The following is a 25,168-nucleotide window of genomic DNA, read 5'->3' on the forward strand; positions in this document are numbered from 1 at the left end:
GGCTCACTCCTTCGTATCGCCGAGGATCTCGAGGATCTCCTCGGTGGTGGTCGCGTCCTCGAGGCGCTGGACCTGTGCGGGGTCCGAGAAGGTCATGGCGACCTTCTGCAGCAGCTCGAGGTGCTCGTTGCCGACCCCGGCGATCCCGATCACGAAGGTGGTCGGGTTGCCGTTCCAGTCGATCCCCTCGGGATAGCGCACGAAGGACATCGCCGAGCGCTGGATGCTGGACTTGGCCTCGCCCGTGCCGTGGGGGATCGCCAGGCCGTTGCCCATGAACGTCGAGACCGTCGCCTCGCGGTCGTGCATGGCGGCGACGTAGCCCTCGTCCACGGCCCCGGCGGCGACCAGCAGCGCGCCGGCCTCGTCGATGCCGGAGGCGGAGTCGCTCGCGGTGCCGGAGAGGATGATCGAGTCGGCGGCGAGGATGGTCGCGGTACCAGGAGAGGCGGCGGTCGCCTCCTCCTGCGGAGGTCCGGCGGCCGGCCCGGGCCCCGTGTCGTCCGCATTCCGCTGCTGCACCAGCTGGACGACCTCGTCGTAGCGGGGGGAGTTCATGAACTGGTCCACGCTGACATGGACGGCGGAGCCGGTGCGCTGCTGGGCCCGGTCGGTGAGCTCCTTCTGGGTCACCACCACGTCCCATTCGTCGTCCAGGCTCGAGATCGCCTTGTTGGTGACCTCCACATCGTCGAAGCCGGCGGCGCGGACCTTCTTGCGCAGCACCGTCGCTCCCATCGCGGAGGAGCCCATGCCGGCGTCGCAGGCGAAGACGATCCTGTGGATCGGGCCGGTATGGCCGGAGGCGTCGGCCGCTGCGGCGGCACCGGCGCCCGCGCCGGTCAGAGCGCCGGCGACGGAGGACTTCTTGCCCTTCATCTGCTCCATCTTGGCGGTGGCGGCGGCGATGTCGCCGTCGTCCTGCTTACCGATCTTCAGGAACACGGCCGAGAGCACGAAGCTCACCGCGGCCGCGGCGAGGACGGAGAGCCCGATGCCCAGGTAGGAATCTCGGGCGGCCACCCCGAAGATCGCGAAGATCGAGCCGGGGGAGGCGGGTGCGATCAGGCCGGTGTGGAACACGGCGTTGACGAAGACGCCGGTCATGCCGCCGCCGATCGCGGCGATGATGAGGATCGGCCGCATCAGCACGTAGGGGAAGTAGATCTCGTGGATGCCGCCGAAGAACTGGATGATCGCGGCGCCGGGGGCCGTGGCGCGGGCGGCGCCGCGGCCGAAGAAGGTGAAGGCGAGCAGGATGCCGACGCCGGGGCCGGGATTGGCCTCGAGCAGGAACAGGATGGACTTGCCGTCCACGGCAGCCTCGGAGATGCCCAGCGGGGTGAGCACGCCGTGGTTGATCGCGTTGTTGAGGAAGAAGACCTTCGCCGGCTCGATGAGCAGGGACACCAGCGGGAGCAGCCCGGCGTTCACCAGGCCGTTGACGCCGTTGGCCAGCAGGGTCATCAGCCCGTTCACCAGCGGGGCGAGGCCGAAGAACCCGGCCGCCAGGGCGATCAGCCCGAAGATGCCGGCCGAGAACATGTTCACGAGCATCTCGAAACCGGCCGGGATGTGGTCCTGCCACAGCCGGTCGAGCTTCTTCATCACCCAGGCCGCCAGCGGCGCCATGATCATCGCGCCGATGAACATGTGGACCTCGCCCAGCGCGGCGAAGTCCGCCTCCGCATTGCCGTCGGCCAGCCACTTCTCCAGCAGCTGCGCGTTCTCCTGGGCGATCAGCCAGTCGGAGCCGCCGATGACACCCATGGTGGCGATCACGCCGACCACGGCGCCGCGCGCCTCGTAGATCATGCGGCCGCCGGTGTTCGCGATCAGCAGCGGCAGCAGGTAGTGGATCATCGGGTCGACGACGCTCGCCAGCGGGGCGTTCGGAGTCCAGCCGTCGGGGATGAAGAATGCGGTCAACAGGCCCCACGCGATCAGCGCGGGGATGTTCGGCATCACCATGTTCGACAGGGAGGTGCCGACCTTCTGCAGGGCCACGCGCGGGCTGAACCCGCTGGGTGCCTCGGTCGTAGTGCTCATGCCACATCCTCAGGGACGGCCGGGGCGCTGCGTGCCCCGACGGGGACGGCGCGCGTCGGACGACGCGCTGTGGCCAGTCGCGAGATCCAGAGGGGCCGGTGAAGGACCGAGAGGAGGTGCCCGGGTGGCCTGATCGCAGTGTAGTGCCGGGAACCGGCCGGTGAACAGCACGGACGGTGCTACTGGGTGGCCCGCCAGCGCCGATAGGACAGCAGCGTGAGCACGAGGACAGCGATCCAGGAGACCGCCACGGCGATGCCGTTGACGAGCGTGGCATCCGCGATGAAGGCCCCGACCGCGATCAGCGAGACCTGGCCCGGCAGGGCGGAGACGGCGGTCGCGATGAGGAACTCGCGCCCGCTGATGCCCAGAGCGCCGCTGCCGTAGTTCACCGGCCAGTACGGGATCCCGGGCATCAGGCGCAGGGTGCACACCGCATAGAAGCCGCCGTCCTGGAGCCGCTCCTCGACCACCTCGGCATGGGAGCCGAGCATCCGCATCACGGTGTCCCGTCCCAGCAGCCGGGCGATCCCGTAGCCGCCGCAGCAGCCGAGCACGACGCCGATCATCGACAGCAGGGTCCCCAGCGGCAGCCCGAAGATCATCCCTGCGGCGACCGCCATGATCGTCACCGGGATCGGCGTCACGGCGACGACCGCGTACAGGCCGATGAAGAAGAACGGCCCCCACAGCCCCAGCTCCGCGATCTCGGCCTGCATCTGATCCAGGGAGGGCAGGCGCACGTTCAGGGCGAGCCAGATCATCGCGAGCACGACGAGCACGAACGCCGCATTGCGCAGGATCGACGCCCAGGGCACACCCCCGCGGTCGGGGAGGGGCGCTCGGCGGTGGTGTCGGCGGGCTCGGACATCCCGCGATCCTACGGGGCGGGCGACGGGATCCCGACCAGCAGACCGCTGACCTCCGCGGTTCAGAGCCGGCCCTGGGCCTCCGTGCCCGCGGGGATCGGGGTCATCCGGGTGACGGTGGCCGGCTTCTCGATGAGCGCGGCGATGTCCTCGCGCAGCACCGCCACCTCGTCGCTGTCGCCGTGGGTGTCCAACGCCTCGGCCGAGGACCACTTCTCGATCATGGTGATCGTGCCGTCCTCGGCGTCATGGATCGCGTAGAGCTCGCAGCCCTGCTCGGTGTGGACGGCGGTGATGCCGCGGTGCATGGCCGCGGCCAGCTCCTGCTTCTTGCCGGGCCGGGGATGGAACACGGCGGTGACGACGACGGTCATGAGGACTCCTCGGGCGGTGCGGTCTCGGTCAACCCCATCCTGCCCGTCCTGCGCGTGCGCGGCCATCGCGTCCCAGCGGGAGGCCCGCTCAGCGGCAGTCCTCCGCTCAGTCCAGCCCCACGAGTTCGGCGCTGCGCTGCCAGAGCGCGGCGGCGAGCTCGGCGTCGTCGGCCTGGGGATTGACCTTCGCGGTGGGCCGGTCCTGGTCGTAGTAGCGCCCGGAGGTCCAGGTCGATCCGGGGGTCCCCGTGAGGAACCAGGCGAGGGTCGCACCGCCCTGCTCGGGACCGATCATCGGCACGAACCGGGAGAGCGGGGACTGGTAGAGCCAGCGCATCACGCTCCTCGACCCGGTGCCGAAGCTCGTGCGCACGATCCCGGGATGGAATGCCGCCGCGGAGAGTCCCTCGGCGTGGAACCTCGTGTGCAGGCTGCGGGTGAACAGCACGTTCGCGAGCTTCGCGTCGCCGTAAGCCTTCCGGGCGCTGAAATGACGGGTGTTGTCGAGGTCCTCGAGATCGAGGTGACCGAAGAATCGGTGCCCGATGCTCGAGGTGGCGATGACCGAGGCGCCGCCGGGGAGCAGGCGCGGCAGCAGCAGGTTCGTCAGCAGGAAGGGTGCGAGGTGGTTGATCTGGAAGGTCTTCTCATGGCCGTCCACGGTGGGCGTGCGCTCGCCGAAGATCCCCCCGGCATTGTTCGCCAGCGCGTCGATGCCGTCCTCCCCGGTCGCCGCCGAGAGCTCCTCGGCCAGGCGCCGCACCTCGTCCAGCCGAGCGAAATCGGCCACGAAGTGCTCGGCGCCGAGCTCCTGTGCCAGGGCAGCGGTCTTCTCGGGAGAGCGGCCGACGAGGAGCAGCCGGTGACCGGGACCGGCCAGCTGCCGGGCCGCCGCGGCACCGATGCCGTCGGAGGCTCCGGTGATGACGAGAGTTCTGCGGTCCATCGGTCTGGCTCCTCGGATCGGGCGGTCGCACCGCCGAGTGTTCCAGATCGGCACCGGGTGGACCTCAGGCGGACTTCTTGGTCCCGGACTTCTTCTTGGCCCCGGACTTCTTCTTGGAGCCGCCCGACGGCTTCGCGGGCTCGTCGGCCTTCTCGTCGCCGCGGCGGGAGCGGACGCTGCGCTCGAGCGCGTCCATCAGGCTGAGGACCCGACCGCCCTCCGGGGGATCCTGCTCCGCATCCTCCTCGCCGAAGGTCGCGTCGGTGTCGACGGAGTCGCCCTCCTCGAGCTTCGCCTCGACCAGCTCGCTCAGCTGCGCCTGGTACTCGTCGGTGAACTGCTCGGGCTCGAAATCCCCGCTGAACTGCTCGACCAGCGCAGCGGCCATCGTCATCTCCTTCTCGGAGACCTTCGACGTCCTGGGAGCGAGGTCGACCTCCTTGAGGTCCGCGGGCCAGCGCAGGGTCTGCAGCGCGAGCATGTCGTCATGGACCCGCAGCACGCCCAGGCGGGTCTTGGTGCGCAGCGTGAAGGTGACGATCGCCGTGCGCTCGGTCTTCTCCAGGGTGCGCCGCAGCAGCACGTACGCCTTCCCCGAGCGGCCCACCGGCTCGAGGAAGTACGAGGTGCCCAGCAGGATCGGATCCACCTGGTCCGAGGGCACGAACTGCACCACATCGATCTCGTCGTTGTCCTCCGCGGGCAGGTCGGCGAGCTCCTCATCGGTGAGCACGACCGTCTTGTCGCCGTCGTCATAGGCCTTGTCGATGTGCTCGTAGTCGATCTCCCGCCCGCACACCTCGCAGGTGCGCTGGTACCGGATCCGGCCGTGGTCCTCGTCGTGGACCTGGTGGAAGGAGAGGTCGTGCGAGCGCGTCGCCCCGTAGAGCTTCACCGGCACGTTCACGAGGCCGAAGGTGATCTCACCGCTCCATATCGCACGCATGCCCCATCACACCATGCGGCCCGGGCCTCCGGCCAGGAGCACGCGGTCGCCCGCCCCGTGACGGATCGCGTGATCGGGGGCACAGTGGAGCCATGGCCAGCAGAGAGCAGATGGTCGAGGTCGAGGGGCGCACGCTGCGGATCTCCCACCTCGACAAGATCCTGTACCCCGAGACGGGCACCACCAAGGGCGAGGTGATCGACTACTACCACCGGATCGCGCCGGTGATGCTCCCGCAGGCCACCAGGCGCCCGGCGACCCGGAAGCGCTGGGTGGACGGGGTCGGCACCGCCGAGGAGCCGGGGAAGGCGTTCTTCCGCAAGGACCTCGAGGACCACGCTCCCGACTGGGTGCCGCGCGCGGACATCCAGCACAGCGACGGGACCTCGAGCTATCCGCTGCTGGACGAGACCGCGGTGCTGGTCTGGCTCGCCCAGCTCGCCGCCCTCGAGATCCATACCCCGCAGTGGCGCTTCGACGCGCAGCTCGATCCCGCACCGCCCGACCGGTTGGTCCTCGACCTCGACCCCGGTGAGGGCGCCGGACTGGCCGACTGCGCGCGCGTCGCCCACTGGTGCCGCGAGATCCTCACCGGGATGGGGCTGGAGGCATATCCGGTGACCTCCGGCTCCACGGGCATCCACCTGTATGCGCCGCTCGAGGGCACCTCGAGCGCCGAGGAGGTCTCCCAGGTCGCCCACGAGCTCGCGCGAGCCCTCGAACAGGACCACCCGGACGACGTCGTCAGCGCGCAGAAGAAGTCTCAGCGCACCGGCAGGGTGCTCGTGGACTGGTCGCAGAACAACGGCAGCAAGACCACCGTGTGCCCCTACTCCCTGCGCGGACGGCTGCGACCCACCGTCGCCGCGCCGCGCACCTGGGAGGAGATCGAGGATCCGGAGCTGGACCACCTGGAGCTGGCCGAGGTGCTCGAGCGGGTCGAGGCGGGCGCGGACCCGCTCGCCCCGCTGGGCATCGCCCCGGGGGCCTCCCCGGCACCGGGTCCGGACCGGCTGGAGGTGTACCGCTCCAAGCGGGACCCGGACCGGACCCCGGAGCCGGTCCCCGGCACCGACGCCGCGCGGGACGCGCTGGAGGCGGAGGCACCGATGTTCGTGATCCAGGAGCACCACGCCTCCCGCCTGCACTGGGACTTCCGGCTCCAGCATCACGGGGTGCTGGTCTCCTGGGCGGTGCCCAAGGGGCCTCCGCTGGAGACCGCCGTGAACCGCCTCGCCGTGCAGACCGAGGACCATCCGCTGGAGTACGGCACCTTCGAGGGCGCCATCCCGCAGCACGAGTACGGCGGCGGCGACGTCACCATCTGGGACACCGGCACCATCGAGATCGAGCAGTGGCGCGAGGGGAGGAGGTGATCGTCGTCTGCCACGGTGCGGCCGACGGCGGCCTGGGTGGCGTCCCGCGACGCTTCGCCTTCCTCCGCACCGGCGGTCTCGACCGCGGGTCCCGTTCCACCGCGGCGACGGCGACGGCGAAGGACAACTGGCTGCTGCACCTGATGAAGGACCAGCCGGAGGCCGCGCCCGAGGCCGACACCGGGAGCGATCCGGACCAGCCGATCGCGCCGATGCTCGCCACGCTCGGTCGGCGCAGCGACATCCGGGAGGAGGACGACTGGACCTTCGAGATGAAGTGGGACGGCGTCCGCGTCATCGCGACGGTCGCCGAGGGTGCGGTGCGGCTCACCAGCCGCGGCGGCGAGGACATGGCCGCGAGCTTCCCCGAGCTCGCCGAGCTCCACGAGGCCGTGGGGGCCGATCTGCGCACGGCGGGCGCGACCGTGCTCGACGGGGAGATCGTCGCCCTGGACCGCCGCGACCGGCCCTCCTTCTCCCGTCTGCAGCAGCGGCTGGGACTCACCCGGGAGCGGGACGTCGAGCGGGTGCGGCACGAGGTGGAGGTCCACGTGATGCTCTTCGACCTGCTCGTGCGCGGCGGGGAGTCGCTGCTGGGCCGCCCCTATCGTGAACGCCGCGAGGCGCTGTTCGAGACGGTCCGCGCCACCGAGCACGTGCAGTGCCCTCCAGCGGACCACGGGGACGTGGCACAGGCGATCGAGCTGTCGCAGACCCTCCAGCTCGAGGGGGTGATGGCGAAGCGGGAGTCCGGCGTGTACCGGCCCGGCAAGCGCTCGCGCACCTGGATCAAGCTCAAGAACGCCCACCATCAGGAGGTGGTGGTGATCGGCTGGCGCCACGGCAGGGGTGAGCGCGCCGGCGGCATCGGCTCGCTCCTGGTCGCGGTGCCCGACGCCGAGGGGAGCTGCGCTACGCGGGCCGGGTCGGCACCGGCTTCACCGAGCGGGACCTCGAGCAGATCATGGACCGCCTGCGCTCCCGTGCCCGCAGGACGCCGCCGGCGGGGGACGTGCCCGCCGCGGACCGGCGCGACGCCGAATGGGTGCGGGCGGATCTGGTGGCCGAGGTCCGGCACACCGAGCGCACCGGGGCCGACCGGCTGCGCCACCCCGTCTGGCGGGGCTGGCGGCCCGACAAGGAGGCCGCGGAGGTGCAGTGGGAGGCATGAGGGACGAGAGCGCTTGGCCCGGCGCGCGGCCGAGAATCGTCCGGTGGGTCACATCGTGGTCGGAGCACCCGGCGCCATGCCGTAGTCTGGTCGGGCACGGCGCAGGATGCCTCCCCGGAGGCGACCGACGACGGTCGCGCACCTCCGAAGAAATTGGGAATTCATCACCTCCTCCGCACTGCCCCCGTATGACGCGGCGCTCGCCGTCCCCGCTGAGCGCTCCACCCCTTCCTGGCTCCGAGCCGATGGTGACATCGCTGTGCTCGCCGGAGGGTCCCCCACGGCCTGCGGGCCCCAGATCAGCCGCACCGGCGACGTCCTGTCGTCGGCCGCGGCTCAGGCAGCCCCAGCGGCTGCACCCCATCCGCGGCGGCGCCGTCGTCACGGATACCCGGGCCACGAATGTGGTTCACGACTACGAAGGAATATCGCCATGGCTACTGGCATCGTCACCTGGTTCAACTCCGACAAGGGCTACGGCTTCATCGCCCCCGAGGACGGCTCCGCCGATGTGTTCGCGCACTTCAGCGCCATCGCCGGCACCGGCCGTCGCGACCTCGAGGAGAACCAGCGCGTGGAGTTCGAGACCGAGCAGGGCCCCAAGGGCATGCAGGCAGTGAACATCCGCGGAATCTGAGCGTTCCGGCCGCTCCACGGAGCGGCTGCGTGATCCAGGCGCCCGTCGCCTCCGGCATCAGCCGGAGGAGGCGGGCGTCCTCGCGTCCGCTCCCAGCGCGCTCCGGGCCGGTGCTGTCACCATGTGCGGATGGACCTGCGCACCCTCGGACATGAGATCGCGGAACGGCTGCTGCCCGACGCCGCCCCCGCCACCGGCTGGTGGGTGCCGGCCGCGCTGCTGGTGGCGCTCGTGGTGGTGGCGCTGCCGCCCGCCTGGCGCCTCGCCCGGCTCGCGGTGACCATCGTCCACGAGCTCGGCCACGCGAGTGTCGGGATCCTGCTGGGACGCCGATTCACCGGCTTCGTGGTCAGCGCGGACATGTCCGGCCACGCCGTCACCGTCGGCCCCCGTCGCGGATTCGGCCGCGTGGCCTCCACCTGGGCCGGGTACCCGGCGCCCGCGCTGGTGGGTGCGGTGCTGGTCCAGATCGCCCTGCACGGCTGGGCGCCCACCGCCCTGTTCGCCGCACTGGTGGTGCTCGTGCTCTCGGTGGTCTTCACCCGCACCCTGCACACCCTGGCGGCCGTGCTCGGCACCGCCGCAGCAGTGGGGGCGCTGTGGTGGTGGGGGAGCCCGGTGCTCACCGCCGTGCTCACCCTCGCCGGCGGCGTGTTCCTGCTGCTGGGCGCCTGGCGGCACCTCGGCGCCGTGATCCGCCGCGGCGGCCGCGGCGACGATCCCGCCCAGCTCGCCGCCCTGACACCGGTGCCGGGATGGGGGTGGACGCTGTGCTTCGCCGTGGTGCTCGCGGCCTGCACCTGGTGGGCGTGGACGGCGCTCGCCCCGCACCTCCTGGACCTGATCTGAGGCTGCGCCCCCGGGCGTGACAGGCGGGCGCTCCCGACGGATGATCGGGGCAGAGGCCGCACTGTCGGAGGTGAGCGTCGTGGAATGGAGCAGCTGGCTCGGGCTGCTGGACGGGCACGAGTACACGATCGCCCGGGAGGTGATCCAGCGCGGGGTCGCTGCGGTGTTCGTCCTCGCCTTCGGCTCCACCTTCCATCAGTTCCCGGTGCTGCTGGGCGAGCGGGGGCTGCTGCCGGTGCCCGACTTCCTCGCACGCGCCGGCGATCGCGCGGGGCCCACGCTCTTCCGGTGGCGCCGCACCCCGTACAGCGACCGCCTGCTGCGGGCGATGTGCCTGGCGGGAATGCTGCTCGGCGCCCTGACCGTGCTGGGAGTGCCGCAGCAGGGACCGGCCTGGACCATGATCGTGGTGTTCGGGGCGATGTGGGGGATGTACCTCTCGATCCATTCCGTGGGCCAGGTGTTCTACGGCTTCGGCTGGGAGTCGATGCTGCTGGAGTGCGGGTTCCTCGTCGGCTTCCTCGGCTCCCACGCGGTCGCGCCGCCGCTGCTGATCCTGTTCTTCCTGCGCTGGATGCTGCTGCGCCTGGAGTTCGGCGCCGGCATGATCAAACTGCGGGGAGATGCCTCCTGGCGCGATCTCACCGCGATGGACCATCACCATCAGACCCAGCCGATGCCCGGTCCGCTCAGCCGCCTCGCGCATCTCATGCCGCGCTGGTGGCACCGACTCGAGGTGCTGGGCAGCCATGCCGTGCAGCTGGGGGTGGTCTGGCTGGTGCTGCTGCCCCAACCGGTCGCGTCGATCGCCGCGGCGGCGGTGATCCTCACCCAGCTGTTCCTGGTGCTCACCGGCAACTACGCGTGGCTGAACTGGCTCACCATCGTGGTGGCGTTCTCCGCGATCAGCGATCCCTTCCTGCGCTGGATGGTGGGCGGGCCCTGGCCGGGGTTCGGGGCGCCGACGCCCGGTGCGGCCTCGCCGCTGTGGTGGCAGCTGCTGATCCTGGCCGTGTTCGCCCTGCTCGTGGTCCTCTCCTGGGCGCCGCTGCGGAACCTGTTCTCCTCCCGCCAGCTGATGAACGCGAGCTTCAACCGCTTCCACCTGGTCAACGCCTACGGCGCGTTCGGCTCCATGACCGAGCGCCGGTACGAGGTGGTCATCGAGGGGACCCGCGCCGAGGACCCCGACGTCGCCGAGGAGGAGGAGTGGGTGCCCTTCGAGTTCCGCGGCAAGCCGGGTGACGTGCGGCGGCGCTCGCGGCAGTTCGCCCCCTACCACCTGCGGCTGGACTGGCAGATGTGGTTCCTCGCTCTGCGCCCCGGTGCCGAGCGGTGGTTCGTGGCGCTGCTGGAGAGGCTGCGGGACGGTGACCCCGGGGTGCGGCGTCTGCTGCGCATCGACCCCTTCGCGGGCGAGGCGCCGACGGGGATCCGGGTGCGCCTGTTCGAGTACCGGTACACGACCCGGCAGGAACGGCGGGAGACCGGTGACTGGTGGGTGCGCACCGAGCTGGGGCAGCTGGCGCGGCTGTGATCCCCTGAGCCCTCAGAGGTACAGCGTCGCCACCCGGACCAGCAGCGCGACGAGGCCCAGCGACGGCAGGAACGTCACCGCGAGCCACATCTTGCGGTAGGAGAGGACCGCGAGGAACTCCCGCAGGGTGGCGCTGGGGACGTAGTAGAACGCCGTCGGCCCGCCCACGGCCTCGTCCTCGAATCCCAGGGAACGAGCCAGCAGTGCGGCACGGAACGCGTGATACCTGCTGGTGGCGACGATGTACGGCCCGTCGATGCCGGCCTCCTCGAAGATCCGGTGGGAGAGGGTGAGGTTCTCCTGCGTGGTGCGGGACTCGGTCTCGGCCACGACCCGGTCCTGCGGCACCCCGGCCTCCTCGACGAGGTACTCGGCCATCGCCGCGCCCTCGGCCCGGGGCTCGTCCTCACCACGGCCGCCGGAGGGCACCAGCAGCGGATCCAGGCCGAGGCCCAGCAGCCGCTCCCGCTCGGCGACCGCACGATCCAGCCGGTTGCGCAGCAGCCGGCTCACGCTGCCGTGGATCAGGCCGGATCCATGGATGATCACGCCCTCGGCGGGCAGTCGCTTCGGGAACAGCTGGTAGGGGATCGAGGCGCACAGGAACACCAGGAACGCGATCCCCAGGTGCAGCGAGAGCAGGGCCAGCAGCGCCCCGGCACCGAGGCCGAGCGGGGTGAGGGAGAACATCAGCACCCCGGCGGCCACCGGCGCTCCCAGCAGCGCCAGGCCCACCAGCCCCGAGAGCAGGTTCCCCAGGGACCTGCCCTCCTTGCGCACCATGGTCAGCCCGTTCCACACCATGAACACCCCGAGCGCGATCACCCCCAGCAGCGCCAGCGCCGTCCCGGTGAGCACCAGCACTTCACCCAGGGGCACGGTGGTCTCCACCAGCAGGGTCAGCGTGGACGTGCTCGAGTACAGCGCGATCAGCAGCAGCACCCCGTTGCGCACCCGTCGGCGGTCCCGACGGAAGACCAGCAGGTACACCGCCCACCAGAAAGCGGTCCCGATCAGCGATCCCAGCATCCACAGCTCCTCTCGGCGGGCGACGTCCCATCCTCACACGTCGGACACTCCGGAGGCGTCGGGCGGGGTGCGGGAGCGCGGATCCTCAGCGCATCGCGGGGGCCCCGGCGAAGGCTGTCAGGTGTCGGCCCAGGTGCGCGGCCAGCACCTCGCTGTGGCGCTCCTGGTGCGCGGCGACCACGGAGAGGAAGCGTTCGTGGAGCGGGATGCCGGAGGGATCGGTCGCATTCAGCGAGTCCCCGTAGCCCACGTGCAGGATCTGCCGGGCATCCTCCGAGCGGATCAGCTCCAGCAGATCCACCCCCTCCAGCGAGGCGGGGGTGCGGTCCTCATGGGCCGAGACCTGGTAGCTCGCCCGGGCCTGTGCATAGGAGGCGCGGGAGACGCCCCAGATCCTCGAGAACAGCTCCTCGTCGTGCGCGGCGACGACCTCGAGGCCGCACAGGTAACTGGTGCCGGAGGTCTTCAGGTGCACCAGCCCTTCGGTGGCCTCGACGCACAGCGGGTAGATCGAGAACTTGTCGGAGCCGGTGTGCAGCGAGATCTTGTAGCCGCCGAACTGCTCGGCGATCGCATGGTGCGCCTCGAGGTTGCTCCGCAGCTCCTCGACATCGCCTCGGAACTCCACCCCCTTCTCGAAGCCGTCGACGTAGCGCGGGGCGAAGCTGGACCACGAGGCGCCCAGGCGGCGCAGCTCGGAGGCCAGGTAGTAGTGCTCGAAGAGGGTGGTCTCCCAGGCGGTCTCATCGACCGCGATCTCGATCTCGATCTCCTGCTGCGCGGCCCCGGTGGCGTGCCGGAACAGCCGCATCGCCTCGACCACGGCCCGGCCGTACTTCACCGCCGCGATGAGGACGTCCTGTTCGGTGACCTCGATCTGCGTACGGCCGACGTCCAGCGTCATCCCCGCATAGCGCCGGCGGAGATCCTCCAGGGAGTCCTCGAGCTGGTCCCAGGGGAGCGCCTCGGCATCCGCGGCGGTGACCCCGGCGGTCACATCGGCGACCAGGTCGCCCGGATCCAGGGTGAACATCACGAAACCGGCCTCGAGGCCGCGGTCGATGCCCTCGGTGGTCTTGATGTGGTCGCAGTCGGCGCCGAAGCCCCGGTCCCAGCCGGCCTCGACGAGGCCGAAGACGGCATCGTCCATGACGGAGCGGGCACTGCGCCCCAGGCGGTCCATCTCGCGGATCGACTGCTGGGCGAGGACCGGCATCACTCCCGTGCCCGCGGTCGCGAAGGCGCGGGCCTGGCCGGGGGTGGCCAGGCCCGTGCGGTCGCCGGTGCCCACGGAGGTGCGGTGGTGGCTGATCAGCTGGGGGCGCAGGCATGGCAGCGCGGCCTGCAGTGCGGTGGCGTTCGCGGTGGTCAGCGGGCCGGTGAGGACGTAGCCGTCGCCGGAGGAGGCGGACGTGCCCTCGAAGGGCGCCAGGGTCTCGGCCGTCGCGGCGTCCAGGCGCAGGGAGCGGGCGGAGCCCTCGTAGCGGATGCTCGCGGCGAGGGCGTCGGTGCGCAGGGTCATCGGGGTCTCCGTCCCGGCGGGGTGGGGGACACCGTCGGCCCCGCCGGCCACCCACACCATGGAATGTAAACGATTGCATAGATGTGTACAGGATGGAAGGGGTTGACGCCGGGTGCGATACGCTCGCAACTGCAAAAGTTGCAGCAGAAGCGGGAGGGGTGGGAGATGGCAGTGACGCTCAAGGACGTCGCCGCGCACGCCGGGGTGTCCGTCGCGACCGCCTCTCGGGCATTCCAGCGCCCCGAGATGGTCGGCCGGGATGCCCTGGCGCGAGTCCGGGACGCCACGGAGGTGCTCGGCTACACCCCGAACCGCACCGCCCGCGCCCTGGTCACCGGTCGTGCGGGGGTGTACGGCGTGATCGTCCCCGACCTCGAGAACCCCTTCTTCCCGGCAGTGCTCAAGGGGGCCCAGGCCCGTGCCCACGAACTCGGTGCGCAGCTGCTGATCACCGATGCGGGGGAGTCGCCCGAGGGGGAGCTGCCCCTGGTGCGCACCCTCGCGCCGCAGGTCGACGGCATCCTGCTGTGCTCGAGCCGGATGGACGAGGAGTCGCTGCACGAAGCCGCCGCGCTCACCCGTCTCAGCCTGGTCAACCGGGTCTCTCCCCGACTGCCCGGGGTCTTCGCGGATCCGGAGCCCGGCATCCCCGCCGCGGTGCAGCACCTGCGACGCATGGGGCACCGGCGGATCGGCTACGTCGGCGGACCCCTCCGCAGCCGCTCCGACCAGGTGCGGCGCGAAGCCATCGCCCGGATCTGCGCAGCGGCGGGACTGGACTGGATCGAGATCGGCTCCTTCCCGCCCACGGCCGACGGCGGTCGCCGCGGTGCCGAGGCCCTGCTGCGGACCGACGCCACCGCGGTGCTCGTCTACAACGATCTGATGGCGCTCGCGCTGATGGAGCGCCTGCACGGCTGGGGCGTCCGCGTCCCCGAGCAGATCAGCCTGGTGGGCTGGGACGACATCCCCTTCTCCAGCATGGTGACCCCGGGGCTGGCGACCGTGCGGGTGCCGCGCTACGACATGGGGGCCACCGCGATCGATCTGCTGCACGGGGCCGACGAGGCCGGCCGGCCGGCGAGGGTCGGCCTGCCCACCCAGTTCGTGCCCCGCGGATCCATCGCCCGCGCCACCGCAGAGGACGCGCAGGCGTGAGTTCGCCTACGCTCCCTCCATGAGCGCTCTGACCACCCCGCTCGGGGACCTTGCCGGCGTCGGCCGCCCGGCCGTCCGTGCCCTGGCCGCCCACGGACTGCACACCGTCGGCGATCTGGCGGGGCGCGATTGGCCGGAGCTGGCGCAGCTGCACGGCGTCGGTCCCGCGGCCGGACGCCGGCTGCAGGCGGCGCTCGCCGAGCACGGCGCCACGATGCAGGACCCGCCCGCCCCGCAGGCGCGCCGGGCCGTGATCACCCCGGGGGCGACCGGGACCGGCGCGAGCGACCTGAAGACCCACGCCACCACCGCCGACCCGGCCGAGCACGTGGCCGGGCTCGAGCCCCGCCGTCGCCGCGACGGGGAGGCGCTGCTGGAGATCTTCGGGGCGGCCACCGGCGCGAGCGCGACCATGTGGGGGCCCAGCATGATCGGCTACGGCGAGGTCCACTACCGCTACGCCACCGGGCGGGAGGGAGACACCTTCCAGCTCGGCTTCAGCCCGCGCAAGGCCGAGCTCGCGCTCTACGGGTTGCAGGGCTTCCCTCACTCCGAGGAGCTGCTGGAGCGGCTCGGGAGGCACCGTCGCGGAGCCGGCTGCCTCTGGGTGCGCTCGCTGGAGGGGATCGATCTCGAGGTGCTGCGCGAGCTGATCGCGCATGCGTGGACGCACGGACCCGACGGCGCCGGGCCGTGACGCTCCGCTCACCGAGGCAGGGCCGGATGCATCGAGGACCGGTTGCGGCCTACTGTGCTCCGGGAGCTCTCGGGAGCCGCGCCGCAGCCGCGGGCGGTCAGGAGCTCCCGGTCAGTCGGGGAGAGGACGGCGATGGGTCTGTCGACAGCTGAGCGCCCGCGCGCCGAACGGCTTCTGTTCGCCCGCCGCCGCTCGAAGGCGGGCGTGGTGATCCTCGGGGTCGGCGCGCTGATGGTGGTCGTGTACTCGGTGGTGTTCAAGCTGCTGATGGCGCACGAGGTCACGGACCATTCCTGGGCCACGGCTGTGTACTGGACCGTCACCACCATGTCCACCCTGGGGTACGGCGATGTCACCTTCACCTCGGACCTGGGCCGGCTGTTCTCCATGTTCGTGCTGCTCAGCGGGATCGTCTACATCCTGGTGCTGCTGCCCTTCTACGTGATCCAGTACGTCGTCACCCCGTGGCTGGACCGGCGCCGCGCCGCCCGGACACCGCGGCGGGTCCCGCCGGCCCTGCGGGACCACGTGCTGCTGGTGGGGTCCGACGCCGTCACCCAGGCCTTCGCCGCCCGGGCCGAGCGCTGCCAGGTCCCGGCCGTCCTGGTCCTCGAGGACATCGCCCTCGCCGGGGAGCTGCATGATCAGGGGCGGCAGGTGGTCGTCGGCCCCCTCGACTCCGCGATGACGTACCGCAGCGCCGGAGCCGCCCGAGCACGGCTGGTGATCTCCACCCTCTCCGACACCGCGAACACGAACGTCGCCTTCACCGTGAGGCAGGCCGCCGCCAAGGTGCCCGTCGCGGTGACCGCGTCGAAACCGGTCTCCGTGGACGTGCTCGATCTCGCCGGCGCCGACCACGTGCTCGAGCTCGGCCAGGTGCTGGGGCGCGAGATGGCCTCCCGCGTGCTGGGATCGACCGGGCGGTTCCACGCCATCGGCAGCTTCGGCACCACGATCATCGCCGAGGCGGCAGTCCGCGGCACCAGCCTGGTGGGGCTGACCCTGGGGGAGGCCCTGCCCCTGCTGCGCTCCCGGGTGCGGATCCTGGCGATCATGCGCAAGGGACGGCTGCGGGCGATGACCCCGGATCTGCGGATCACCGATGCGACCGTGCTGGTGCTCGCCGGCCAGGAGGAGGACCTCGCCCGGTACGACGAGCAGTTCCAGAGCGGGGAGATCTCCGAGGACCCGGTCGTGATCCTCGGCGGCGGCCGGGTCGGTCGCGCCGCGTCCCGTGCGCTGAGCGATGAGGGGGTGCCCAACACGATCGTCGAGCTCGAGCCCGGGCGGGTCGAGAACTCGTACTCGGTGCTCGAGGGGACCGCGAGCTACGCGGTGGTCGCGGGCGATGCCGCCGATCAGCGGGTGCTGCGCCGGGCGGGGCTCGAGACCGCCTCGGCCGTGCTGGTCACGCCGCGCGACGACGATCTGAACGTCTATCTCACGCTGTTCTGCCGTCGGCTGCGTCCCGAGCTGCAGATGGTCTCGCGGGCCACCTACGAGCGCAACGTCGCCACGCTCTATCGCGCCGGGGCGGACAGCGTGCTCTCCTACGCCACCATCGGCGCGACCGACCTGTGGAACCGTGCCGGGCTCAGCCACCGGGTGCTGGTCGCCGAGGGCAATGAGCTGTTCCTGGTACCGCGGCCCGCTTCGCTGGCGCGCCGGTCGGTGCGCGACGACGAGGTGCGCCGGCGCACCGGCTGCCATATCGTCGCCGTCCTCGATGAGGACGGCACCCTGGGCTACGACACCGAGTCCATCCCCTCGGCCCCCGTGCAGCTGCTGCTGCTCGGTGACCGGCACGCCGAGCGCCGCTTCCGCGAGACCTACCTCGGACGGCGCCGGCTGGGCCGACGGCCGGGCCGACGATAGGCTGGCGGCACACCCTTCGTCCTCAGGAGATCCATGTCGCCCGCACCCGTGAAGCTCGCCGTCGGGGATGCCGCCCCCGCCCTGGATCTGCCCACCGCCGGAGGCGGCCGCGTGGACCTCGCCGCGCTCGCCGGCGCCCCGGCCCTGCTGTGGTTCTATCCGGCGGCGAACACCTCGCTGTGCACGAAGCAGGCCTGTGACCTGCGTGACAATCACCAGATGTTCTTGGATGCCGGCTATCGCGTGATCGGGGTGTCCCCGGATCCCGTGGCGGAGCTGGACCGCTTCGTCGCCGAGCAGGACCTCCCGTACACCCTCGCCTCCGACGAGTCGCACCAGGTGATGGAGGCCTACGGGGCCTGGGGGGAGAAGAACATGTACGGCAAGCTGGTCCAGGGCACGATCCGCTCGACCTTCGCGCTCGACGCCGAGGGCGTGCTGACCTTCGTGAAGTACCGCGTCGGCACCCCGAAGCACATCGCGCTGCTGCAGGAGAAGCTCGGCCTGTGAGGCCGCTGGCGCAAGTGTGACGTGATCTGCGTGCTCTCGCTTTGGAGCACTCCGCTCGCTCCCGTATGCTGGCTCGGCGTGCCGCGCACGAGTGCGGTGCCAGGAGACGTGGCAGAGCGGCCGAATGCGCTCCCCTGCTAAGGGAGTAGGCGACCAAAATCGCCTCGGAGGTTCAAATCCTCTCGTCTCCGCCGACGAAAAGGCCCCTCACCTGCGATGATGTCGCGGGGGAGGGGCCTTCGGCGATGGCGGCCGGTGTCACTGGTCGGTCAGCGTCGTCCACTCCGGGCCATCGGACTCCAGCAGATCGGGATCGCGCACCACCCGTTGCGTGTGCTCGCCGCTGCGCAGTCGTCCCGCCAGCTCCTGCAGCGTCTCGCGCAGCACGGCGCGCGCACGGGAGCCGTCGCCCGCGGACAGGGCGTCGAGGAGCTTCTCGTGCGCCGTGGTGATGTCGGCGCGGACGCCGAAGCCGAGCGGATCGGAGAAGCTCCCCATCCGGGTGAGGATCACGATCGTGCTCATGGCGGAGACCAGGAAGCGGTTCCGGGCGATCTCGGCGAGCTGCTGGTGCAGATCGAGGTCGGCATTGCCGGCCTCGATCACCTCCTCGGCGGCGAGCGCCTGCCGGGTCCGCTCCAGGGTGTCCCTCAGCGGTGCCAGCAGCTCCTGCACCGCGGGGGCGTCGTCGGCGGCGCGCAGCGCGGTGATCCGGTCGGCAACGATCGAGGCGGCCTGCATCTCGATGCCCAGTCGGTAGTCGATGAAATCCGACATCGTCTCGGCATCCATCCTGGTCACGAACAGGCCGCGTCCCGGGATCTGGGTCAGCAGACCGTCGCGGACCAGGCGCTGGCAGGCCTCGCGCAGCGAGGAGCGGGAGATGCCCATCTGCTTGGAGACCTGGACCTCGGGGATGGTGTCACCGGGGCGGAGGTCGCCGAAATAGATCGCATTGCGCAGTTCGAGCTCGGCCTGGTCGATGATCGAGGGTCGACGGATCGGCTGCATCATCGGCAGCTGGACCGTCTCCTGACGAGGGCGCATGGAATCCTCCTGGTCTCGTGCGCGAAGAGCGCGCGGGGCGTCATCTAATCATCTGTCCTCGGTGCGACGACGCCAGCCCCGCAGGGAGTCATCGCCATCACATTCCTCCTGCCGGGGACGGGCGGACGTGGGGCCGCGAGGCGGGCAGAGGTGGATCACGACCCCATTACGAAACTCGCCGGTGCGAGCCCGTCGTGCCGTGGTGCGATTAGCGTGGGCGGTGATCCGATCTGCTGATCGCCGGATTGTCCGACACGTGTAGTGTCTCAGGGCACTGTCGATTCCGCAGATCACGCGACATACGCCAAGGGAGCATTTCCATGCAGAACCGCCGCAGCTTCATCCGAGGGAGCGGTCTCGTCCTGTCGGCCGCCGCACTGGGCGGCCTCGCCGCCTGCAGCCGCACCAGCACCGGGGGCGGGGACTCCGGCGGCAGCGACGGCGGTGGTGGCGGCGGCGACCTGCTGAGCAAGCTGCAGGACGCCGGGAAGATCACCGTCGGCTTCGCCGGCGAGGCACCGTACAGCTTCGAGGACGGCGGCGAGCTCCAGGGCGCGACCGTCGCCATGCACCGCGAGATCTTCGGTGAGCTGGGCATCGACACCGTCGAGGGCAAGCTCACCGACTGGGGCTCGCTCATCCCGGGCCTGAACGCCGGCCAGTTCGACGCGGTCAGCGCCGGCATGTCGATCCTCCCGGACCGCTGTGCCCAGGCCGCCTTCAGCGAGCCCGAGTTCCAGTACACCACCGCACTCATGGTCCCCACGGGCAACCCGGACGGGCTGAAGGACATGCAGTCCTTCGTGGACTCCGGTCTGACCGTCGCCACCATGTCCGGTGCGATCGAGTCCAGCTACGCGGAGGATCTCGGCCTGGACAGCATCGAGGTCGGCGGCCCGCAGGACGGCGTGGACGCGCTCAAGGCCGGCAACGCCGCAGCCTTCGCCCTCACCGCCATCTCGCTGAACTGGCTGGCCGACAACACCGTCGACGACGTCGAGGTGACCGACAGCTTCGTTGCCGAGATCGACGGGGTCAAGCAGGTCGGCGCCGGCGGCACCGTGTTCCGCAAGGAGGACACCTCCCTGCTGGATGCCTACAACGAGAAGCTCGCCGAGATCATCGCCGATCCCGAGCGCTACCTCTCGATCGTCGGCGACTACGGGTTCACCAAGGAGGAGCTGCCGCCCGAGGACATGACCACCGAGATCCTCTGTTCCGGTGACCTCTCGTCCCTGCAGTGATCCCGTGCTCCATCGATGACGTCGTCCCGGCACGAGCCCTCGCGGGCCGTGCCGGGCCGTTCGTCGCCCGAGAGGTGATTCCCCGATGGATGGAGTGATCGGCTTTATCCAGGATCTCGGCCCGAACCTCCAGCTGGTGCTGGACCGGATGCCGATGATCCTCGACGGCGTCACGATCACGTTGCTGGCCAGCGTGCTGGGCGCCGCACTCGCGCTGTTCATCGCGTTCGCCTTCGGACTCGCGCTGCTCGCGAAGAACGTGCTCGTGCGCGGCGTGGCGAGGGTGTTCGTGGAGTTCTTCCGCGGCACCTCGCTCGTGGTGCAGCTGTTCTGGCTGGCGTTCGTGCTCCCACAGCTGCCCTACCCCCTGGGCTTCCAGCTCGATCCGCTGCTGGTCGGCGTGCTCGCCCTGGGCCTGAACTACGGGGCCTATGCGGCGGAGGTCGTGCGCGGCTCGATCGGCTCGGTGCCCACGGGGCAGTACGAGGCGATCAGCGCGCTCAGCCTGAGCCCGGCCCGCGGCATGTTCCGCATCGTGATCCCCCAGGCCTGGGCCCTGATGCTCCCGTCGCTGTCGAACCTGTGGATCCAGCTGCTCAAGGGCAGCGCCATCGTCGGCACGGTGACCCTGTACGACCTCTTCTTCCAGGTCGAGCAGCTGCGTGACCGGACCGGCACCTGGTTCGCCTATTCCTTCGCACTGCTGGCCTACTACCTGATCGCCTGGCTGATCGTGATCCTCATGAACGGTCTGGAGATCCGGGCCAAGCACCAGATCGGGCGCGGCCCGGCCCTGAAGGACTCGTGGCGTTCGCTCTTCCGGGCGCCCGGCAGCACCCCGGCAGGAGGTGGGGCGGCATGAACCCGAACTCGTCCTGGTGGGATTGGGACCACGCTGCGGCAGTCCTGCCCTCACTGCTGCTCGACGGTTTCAAGATCACCGTCCTGGCCACCGTCCTGGGAACCCTCATCGCCCTGGTGCTGGGACTCATCGTCGCGATCATCCGGCGCAGTGCGCCGCCGCTCATCAACGCTCCGGTCACGTGGGTGGTCGAGTTCATCCGGATGACGCCGCTGGTGGTCCAGCTGGTGTTCGCGAACCTCGTGCTCTCGCAGTACATCAACTCGACGCTCGCGATCGGGATCTGCGTGCTCGGCGTCCATTACACGACCTACATGGCCGAGGTGTACCGCGCCGGCATCGACTCGGTGCCCACCGGGCAGTGGGAGGCGGCCACGGCCCTCTCCCTGCCGCGCGTGCGGACCTGGCGCGCGGTGGTCATCCCGCAGGCGATCCGCAACACCCTGCCGGCGCTCGGCAACTACGCGATCTCCATGTTCAAGGAGACCCCGTTCTTCGTCGTGATCTACATCCCGGAGCTCGTGCGGGTCGCGCAGAACTACGGCTCGCACAACTTCCGCTACACCGAGGCGATCACCCTGGCCGGCCTGATCTTCCTGGCCGCCAGCTACCCCACCTCGCTCCTGATCCGACGACTGGAGAAGAAACTTGCCTGAGAACACAGCCCCGACCGGCACGGCGGACGTGCCCCACATCGAGTTCCGCGACGTGGTCAAGAAGTTCGGCGACAACACCGTGCTGGACGACCTGAACTTCACCGTCACCAAGGGTGAGCGCGTCACGCTGATCGGGCCCTCCGGCTCGGGCAAGACGACCATCCTGCGTCTGGTGATGACCCTAGAGGAACTCACCGGCGGGTACATCCACATCGGTGGGACGCCGCTGCAGTACCAGGAGCAGGGCGGCAAGCGCGTGCGGATCTCGGACAAGCGCCGCCGCCGCACGACCACCGACATCGGCATGGTCTTCCAGCACTTCAACCTGTTCCCCAACATGACCGTGATGGAGAACATCATCGAGGCCCCGGTCAACGTGATGGGGCTGAAGAAGGCCGAGGCGGAGGCCAAGGCCGAGGCCCTGCTCGACAAGGTGGGCATGGCGTGGAAGAAGGATGCCCGTCCCAATGAGCTCTCCGGCGGTCAGCAGCAGCGCATCGCGATCGCGCGGGCCCTGGCCATGGATCCCGAGATCCTGCTGCTGGACGAGGTCACCTCGGCGCTGGACCCGGAGCTGGTGGGCGAGGTGCTCGCGGTGCTCAAGGACATCGCCGCCGAGACCGACATCTCCATGCTGATCGTGACTCACGAGATGCAGTTCGCCCGAGACGTCTCCGACCGCGTGATGATGTTCGACCAGGGCTCCGTCATCGAGGAGGGCCTGCCGGACAAGATCTTCAGCGAGCCGGAGAACCAGCGCACCCAGGACTTCCTGCGCGCCGTGCTCTGACGGCGTGAGGCTGTCCGCCGACTGTCCCCGAGAGATGCGGCGGCGGCTCCCGCTGTAGTCTGTCCCCGTTCGTTCCGCGCCGACGCGGTCGCCCTGAGTGCTGTCGGCGGCCGCCTGCCGGTGTGCCGACCCCAGGAGGCCCTGTGCCAGATCCCGACGCTATCGCCGTCCCCACGTTGACGAGCGAGTTCCCCGTCGTCGGCGACGACCCCCATATCGACGCCCCGCTGCGAGCCACCGTTCGCCGCCTGTCCACCCTGTTGGGCGGCGCCCTCGCCGACCAGCACGGCCAGGAGATGCTCGACCTCGTCGAGCAGGTCCGCAAGCTCACCAAGGAGGCGAAGTCCTCCGAGTCCGAGGGCAGCGCCCTCGACGTCCAGAACCGCCTCGCCGAGCTGCCCATCGAGCAGGCCACCACCCTGACCCGGGCGTTCAGCCAGTACTTCCTGCTGGCCAACGCCGCGGAGCAGGTCTACCGGGTGCGGGCGCTCGACGAGCGCCCTGCCGCCGACTCCTGGATGCCGCGCACCGTGCGCGCCATCCACGAGGAGCTCGGCGCCGACGGTCTGCAGAAGGCGATGGACTCGCTCGACGTGCGCCTGGTCTTCACCGCGCATCCCACCGAGGCCTCCCGCCGCGCTGTGCTGACCAAGCTGCGCCGCATCTCGGACATCCTCGGCGTGGAGACCGAGGAGGGCTCCGTCGAGCGGCGGCGCCAGGACCGTGATCTCGCCGAGCTCATCGAGACGCTCTGGCAGACCGACGAGCTCCGCCGCCAGCGCCCCACCCCGCAGGACGAGGCGCGCAACGCCCTCTACTACCTGCGCCAGATCTTCCGCCAGACGATGCCGGAGATGCTCGACGACCTCCGCGAGGAGCTGCGCGAGCACGGTGCGCAGATGCGCGACGACCAGGTGCCGCTGCGCTTCGGCTCCTGGATCGGCGGCGACCGCGACGGCAACCCCTTCGTCACCGCCCAGGTCACCCGCGAGGTGCTGGAGCTGCAGGCGGAGACGGCGATCGACTTCGCCGTCGAGGTCATCTCCGATCTGATCCTCGAGCTCTCGGTCTCCAGCGAGCTGACGGGCGTGGACGAGCAGCTGATGGAGAGCCTGCGGGAGGATCTCTCCCAGGGCTCCGAGATCGACCCGGTCCAGCAGGAGCTCTACCGCCAGGAGCCCTACCGCCTCAAGCTCGGCGCGATGCGCTCCAAGCTGCGCGCCACCCAGGAGCGCATCAGCACCGGGGACGGTCACGTCCACGGCCGGGACTACAGCGACAGCTCCGAGCTCCAGGATGACTTCCGGGTACTGCGCGAGGCGCTGCGCCGGCACGGCGGAGAGCGCGTCGCCGACGGTGCCCTCGCCGTCGCCCAGCAGGTGCTCGCGGCCTCCGGTCTCAACCTGGCCACCCTCGATGTGCGCGAGCACTCCGAGAAGCACCACGACGTGCTGGCGCGTCTGTTCGACCGGGTGGGCGAGCTGGATCGCCCCTACATGGAGCTCAGCCGGCAGGAGCGCACTGCGGTGCTGGGGCGCGAGCTCGGCAGCCGTCGGCCGCTGGTGGGATCCGCGATCACCGAGGACGAGTCGGTCCTCGACGATCCGACCCGCACCACCTACAACGTGTTCCGGGAGATCCGGGACGCTCACCGCCTCTACGGCACCTCCGTCATCGAGACCTACATCATCTCGATGACCCACGGCAGCGACGACGTGCTCGCAGCCGCGCTGCTCGCCCGCGAGGCGGGGCTGATCAGCATCGCCGGCAGCGAGGAGCGTCGTGCCGATATCGGCTTCGTCCCGCTGCTCGAGGAGGTCTCGGAGCTGCGCCACGCCGGCGAGATCCTCGACCAGCTGCTCAGCGATCCCTCCTACCGGGAGATCGTGAACCTGCGCGGCGACCGCCAGGAGGTCATGCTCGGCTACTCCGACGGCAACAAGGACGCCGGCGTGATCACCAGCCAGTGGGAGATCCACCAGGCCCAGCGCTCGCTGCGCGATGCGGCGGCCCGCCACGGGGTGACCCTGCGGCTGTTCCACGGTCGCGGCGGTTCCGTCGGCCGCGGCGGCGGTCCCACCTATGACGCGATCCTGGCCCAGCCGTACGGCGTGCTCGAGGGCGAGATCAAGTTCACCGAGCAGGGCGAGGTCATCTCCGACAAGTACATGCTGCCCTCGCTGGCCAGGGAGAACCTGGACCTGTCGCTGGCCGCGGTGCTCGAGGGCTCGGCCCTGCACACCTCTCCGCGCACCCCGGCGCAGACCATGGACCACTTCGGCGAGGTCATGCAGTCGGTCTCCGACGCGGCGTTCTCCCGGTACCGCACGCTGGTCGACGACGAGAACCTGCCGGAGTACTTCGTCTCCGCCACCCCGGTGGAGCAGCTGGGCGATCTGAACATCGGCTCGCGGCCCTCGAAGCGCACCACCTCGGAGAAGGGCCTGGAGGGCCTGCGGGCGATCCCGTGGGTGTTCGGCTGGACCCAGTCGCGGCAGATCGTGCCCGGCTGGTTCGGTGCCGGCTCCGGTCTGAAGGCGGCGCGCGAGGCCGGGCTCGAGCCCGATCTGCACGAGATGTACCGCAACTGGCACTTCTTCCGCACCGTGATCAGCAACGTCGAGATGACGCTGGCGAAGACGGACATGCAGATCGCTGCCCACTACGTGCACTCACTGGTGCCCGAGCGGCTGTGGTACCTCTTCGACCGGATCCGGGCGGAGTACGAGCTCTCGGTGGCGGAGATCGAGCGGCTCACCGGTGTGCTGGGTCTGCTGGACAACCAGCCGATCCTCAAGCGCACCCTGGCCGTGCGCGACCGCTACCTGGATCCGATCTCCTACATGCAGGTCGCGATGCTGCAGCGGGCCCGGGCCGCCACGGAGCGGGGCGAGGAGCTCTCGCCCGAGCTGCAGCGCGCGCTGCTGACCACCATCAACGGCGTCGCCGCGGGGTTGAAGAACACCGGCTGATCCGCCGCACGACGAGCACGAGCTCCGGCCCATCTTCCGTCACGGAAGG

The 25,168-nt window shown here is 70.4% G+C and carries 20 protein-coding genes, 1 tRNA gene and 1 pseudogene; 14 read left to right on the plus strand and 8 right to left on the minus strand.

What is annotated here, in order from left to right:
• Positions 1 to 3 precede the first annotated feature (3 nt).
• The 5 genes from CFK39_RS11560 to ku all read right to left on the minus strand — a co-directional run bounded on the left by CFK39_RS11560 (position 4) and on the right by ku (position 5,184).
• The gene (locus CFK39_RS11560; RefSeq protein WP_089065590.1) at positions 4 to 2,049 is read right to left on the minus strand and encodes a PTS sugar transporter subunit IIA; all 2,046 of its coding nucleotides are present in this window, start codon (positions 2,047 to 2,049) and stop codon (positions 4 to 6) included.
• Between the two features lie 179 nt (positions 2,050 to 2,228).
• The gene (locus CFK39_RS11565; protein ID WP_245822532.1) at positions 2,229 to 2,867 is read right to left on the minus strand and encodes a TVP38/TMEM64 family protein; all 639 of its coding nucleotides are present in this window, start codon (positions 2,865 to 2,867) and stop codon (positions 2,229 to 2,231) included.
• Between the two features lie 113 nt (positions 2,868 to 2,980).
• On the minus strand, positions 2,981 to 3,292 hold the full coding sequence (locus CFK39_RS11570; RefSeq protein ID WP_089065591.1) for a putative quinol monooxygenase: 312 nt from the start codon (positions 3,290 to 3,292) through the stop codon (positions 2,981 to 2,983).
• A 106-nt stretch (positions 3,293 to 3,398) separates the two neighbouring features.
• A complete protein-coding gene (locus CFK39_RS11575) occupies positions 3,399 to 4,238 on the minus strand; it encodes an SDR family NAD(P)-dependent oxidoreductase (RefSeq protein WP_089065592.1) in 840 nt (279 codons plus the stop codon).
• Between the two features lie 64 nt (positions 4,239 to 4,302).
• Positions 4,303 to 5,184 carry a non-homologous end joining protein Ku gene (gene ku, locus CFK39_RS11580; protein WP_089065593.1) on the minus strand — a complete coding sequence of 294 codons (882 nt, stop codon included), beginning with the start codon at positions 5,182 to 5,184 and terminating at the stop codon, positions 4,303 to 4,305.
• Between the two features lie 92 nt (positions 5,185 to 5,276).
• On the opposite strand from ku, the pseudogene CFK39_RS11585 reads away from it, so the two are divergent.
• The 4 genes and pseudogenes from CFK39_RS11585 (at position 5,277) to CFK39_RS11600 (ending at position 10,754) form a co-directional block, all read left to right on the plus strand.
• Positions 5,277 to 7,731 (plus strand): annotated as a pseudogene (locus CFK39_RS11585) (ATP-dependent DNA ligase).
• Between the two features lie 433 nt (positions 7,732 to 8,164).
• Entirely contained in the window at positions 8,165 to 8,368 is a 204-nt protein-coding gene (locus tag CFK39_RS11590; protein ID WP_089065594.1) for a cold-shock protein, read from the plus strand.
• Between the two features lie 129 nt (positions 8,369 to 8,497).
• Positions 8,498 to 9,217, plus strand: a complete 720-nt coding sequence (locus CFK39_RS11595) for a M50 family metallopeptidase (protein WP_089065595.1) — start codon at positions 8,498 to 8,500, stop codon at positions 9,215 to 9,217.
• 79 nt (positions 9,218 to 9,296) lie between these two features.
• Positions 9,297 to 10,754, plus strand: a complete 1,458-nt coding sequence (locus CFK39_RS11600; protein WP_089066416.1) for a lipase maturation factor family protein — start codon at positions 9,297 to 9,299, stop codon at positions 10,752 to 10,754.
• Positions 10,755 to 10,766: 12 nt separating this feature from the next.
• On the opposite strand, the gene CFK39_RS11605 is transcribed toward CFK39_RS11600, so the two are convergent.
• A complete protein-coding gene (locus tag CFK39_RS11605; RefSeq protein WP_089065596.1) occupies positions 10,767 to 11,783 on the minus strand; it encodes a YdcF family protein in 1,017 nt (338 codons plus the stop codon).
• A gap of 85 nt (positions 11,784 to 11,868) precedes the next feature.
• Entirely contained in the window at positions 11,869 to 13,305 is a 1,437-nt protein-coding gene (locus CFK39_RS11610; RefSeq protein ID WP_089065597.1) for a tagaturonate epimerase family protein, read from the minus strand.
• Positions 13,306 to 13,470: 165 nt separating this feature from the next.
• Between CFK39_RS11610 and CFK39_RS11615 the strand changes: the two genes are divergently transcribed.
• The 5 genes from CFK39_RS11615 to CFK39_RS11635 all read left to right on the plus strand — a co-directional run bounded on the left by CFK39_RS11615 (position 13,471) and on the right by CFK39_RS11635 (position 17,739).
• On the plus strand, positions 13,471 to 14,463 hold the full coding sequence (locus CFK39_RS11615) for a LacI family DNA-binding transcriptional regulator (protein WP_089065598.1): 993 nt from the start codon (positions 13,471 to 13,473) through the stop codon (positions 14,461 to 14,463).
• Positions 14,464 to 14,482: 19 nt separating this feature from the next.
• The gene (locus CFK39_RS11620) at positions 14,483 to 15,160 is read left to right on the plus strand and encodes a DUF1801 domain-containing protein (protein WP_089065599.1); all 678 of its coding nucleotides are present in this window, start codon (positions 14,483 to 14,485) and stop codon (positions 15,158 to 15,160) included.
• 132 nt (positions 15,161 to 15,292) lie between these two features.
• On the plus strand, positions 15,293 to 17,038 hold the full coding sequence (locus CFK39_RS11625) for a potassium channel family protein (protein ID WP_089065600.1): 1,746 nt from the start codon (positions 15,293 to 15,295) through the stop codon (positions 17,036 to 17,038).
• 33 nt (positions 17,039 to 17,071) lie between these two features.
• On the plus strand, positions 17,072 to 17,548 hold the full coding sequence (locus CFK39_RS11630) for a peroxiredoxin (RefSeq protein ID WP_089065601.1): 477 nt from the start codon (positions 17,072 to 17,074) through the stop codon (positions 17,546 to 17,548).
• 102 nt (positions 17,549 to 17,650) lie between these two features.
• A tRNA-Ser gene (locus CFK39_RS11635) sits at positions 17,651 to 17,739 on the plus strand.
• 67 nt (positions 17,740 to 17,806) lie between these two features.
• Here CFK39_RS11635 and CFK39_RS11640 read toward each other — a convergent pair.
• A complete protein-coding gene (locus tag CFK39_RS11640; RefSeq protein ID WP_089065602.1) occupies positions 17,807 to 18,595 on the minus strand; it encodes a GntR family transcriptional regulator in 789 nt (262 codons plus the stop codon).
• A gap of 320 nt (positions 18,596 to 18,915) precedes the next feature.
• Between CFK39_RS11640 and CFK39_RS11645 the strand changes: the two genes are divergently transcribed.
• The 5 genes from CFK39_RS11645 to ppc all read left to right on the plus strand — a co-directional run bounded on the left by CFK39_RS11645 (position 18,916) and on the right by ppc (position 25,119).
• Complete coding sequence (locus CFK39_RS11645; protein WP_089065603.1) at positions 18,916 to 19,839, plus strand: transporter substrate-binding domain-containing protein; 924 nt, start codon at positions 18,916 to 18,918, stop codon at positions 19,837 to 19,839.
• A gap of 85 nt (positions 19,840 to 19,924) precedes the next feature.
• Positions 19,925 to 20,701: an amino acid ABC transporter permease gene (locus tag CFK39_RS11650; RefSeq protein WP_089065604.1), complete on the plus strand. Its 777-nt coding sequence runs from the start codon at positions 19,925 to 19,927 to the stop codon at positions 20,699 to 20,701.
• Positions 20,698 to 21,357, plus strand: a complete 660-nt coding sequence (gene ehuD / locus CFK39_RS11655) for an ectoine/hydroxyectoine ABC transporter permease subunit EhuD (protein ID WP_089065605.1) — start codon at positions 20,698 to 20,700, stop codon at positions 21,355 to 21,357. The genes CFK39_RS11650 and ehuD overlap by 4 nt, the downstream gene beginning before the upstream one ends.
• Positions 21,350 to 22,147: an ectoine/hydroxyectoine ABC transporter ATP-binding protein EhuA gene (gene ehuA, locus CFK39_RS11660; RefSeq protein ID WP_275094101.1), complete on the plus strand. Its 798-nt coding sequence runs from the start codon at positions 21,350 to 21,352 to the stop codon at positions 22,145 to 22,147. Before ehuD ends, ehuA begins: the two co-directional genes overlap by 8 nt.
• Positions 22,148 to 22,290: 143 nt before the next feature.
• The gene (gene ppc, locus CFK39_RS11665) at positions 22,291 to 25,119 is read left to right on the plus strand and encodes a phosphoenolpyruvate carboxylase (RefSeq protein WP_089065606.1); all 2,829 of its coding nucleotides are present in this window, start codon (positions 22,291 to 22,293) and stop codon (positions 25,117 to 25,119) included.
• Positions 25,120 to 25,168: the final 49 nt, after the last annotated feature.

The organism is Brachybacterium avium, from assembly GCF_002216795.1.
Classification (GTDB): Bacteria; Actinomycetota; Actinomycetes; order Actinomycetales; family Dermabacteraceae; genus Brachybacterium; species Brachybacterium avium.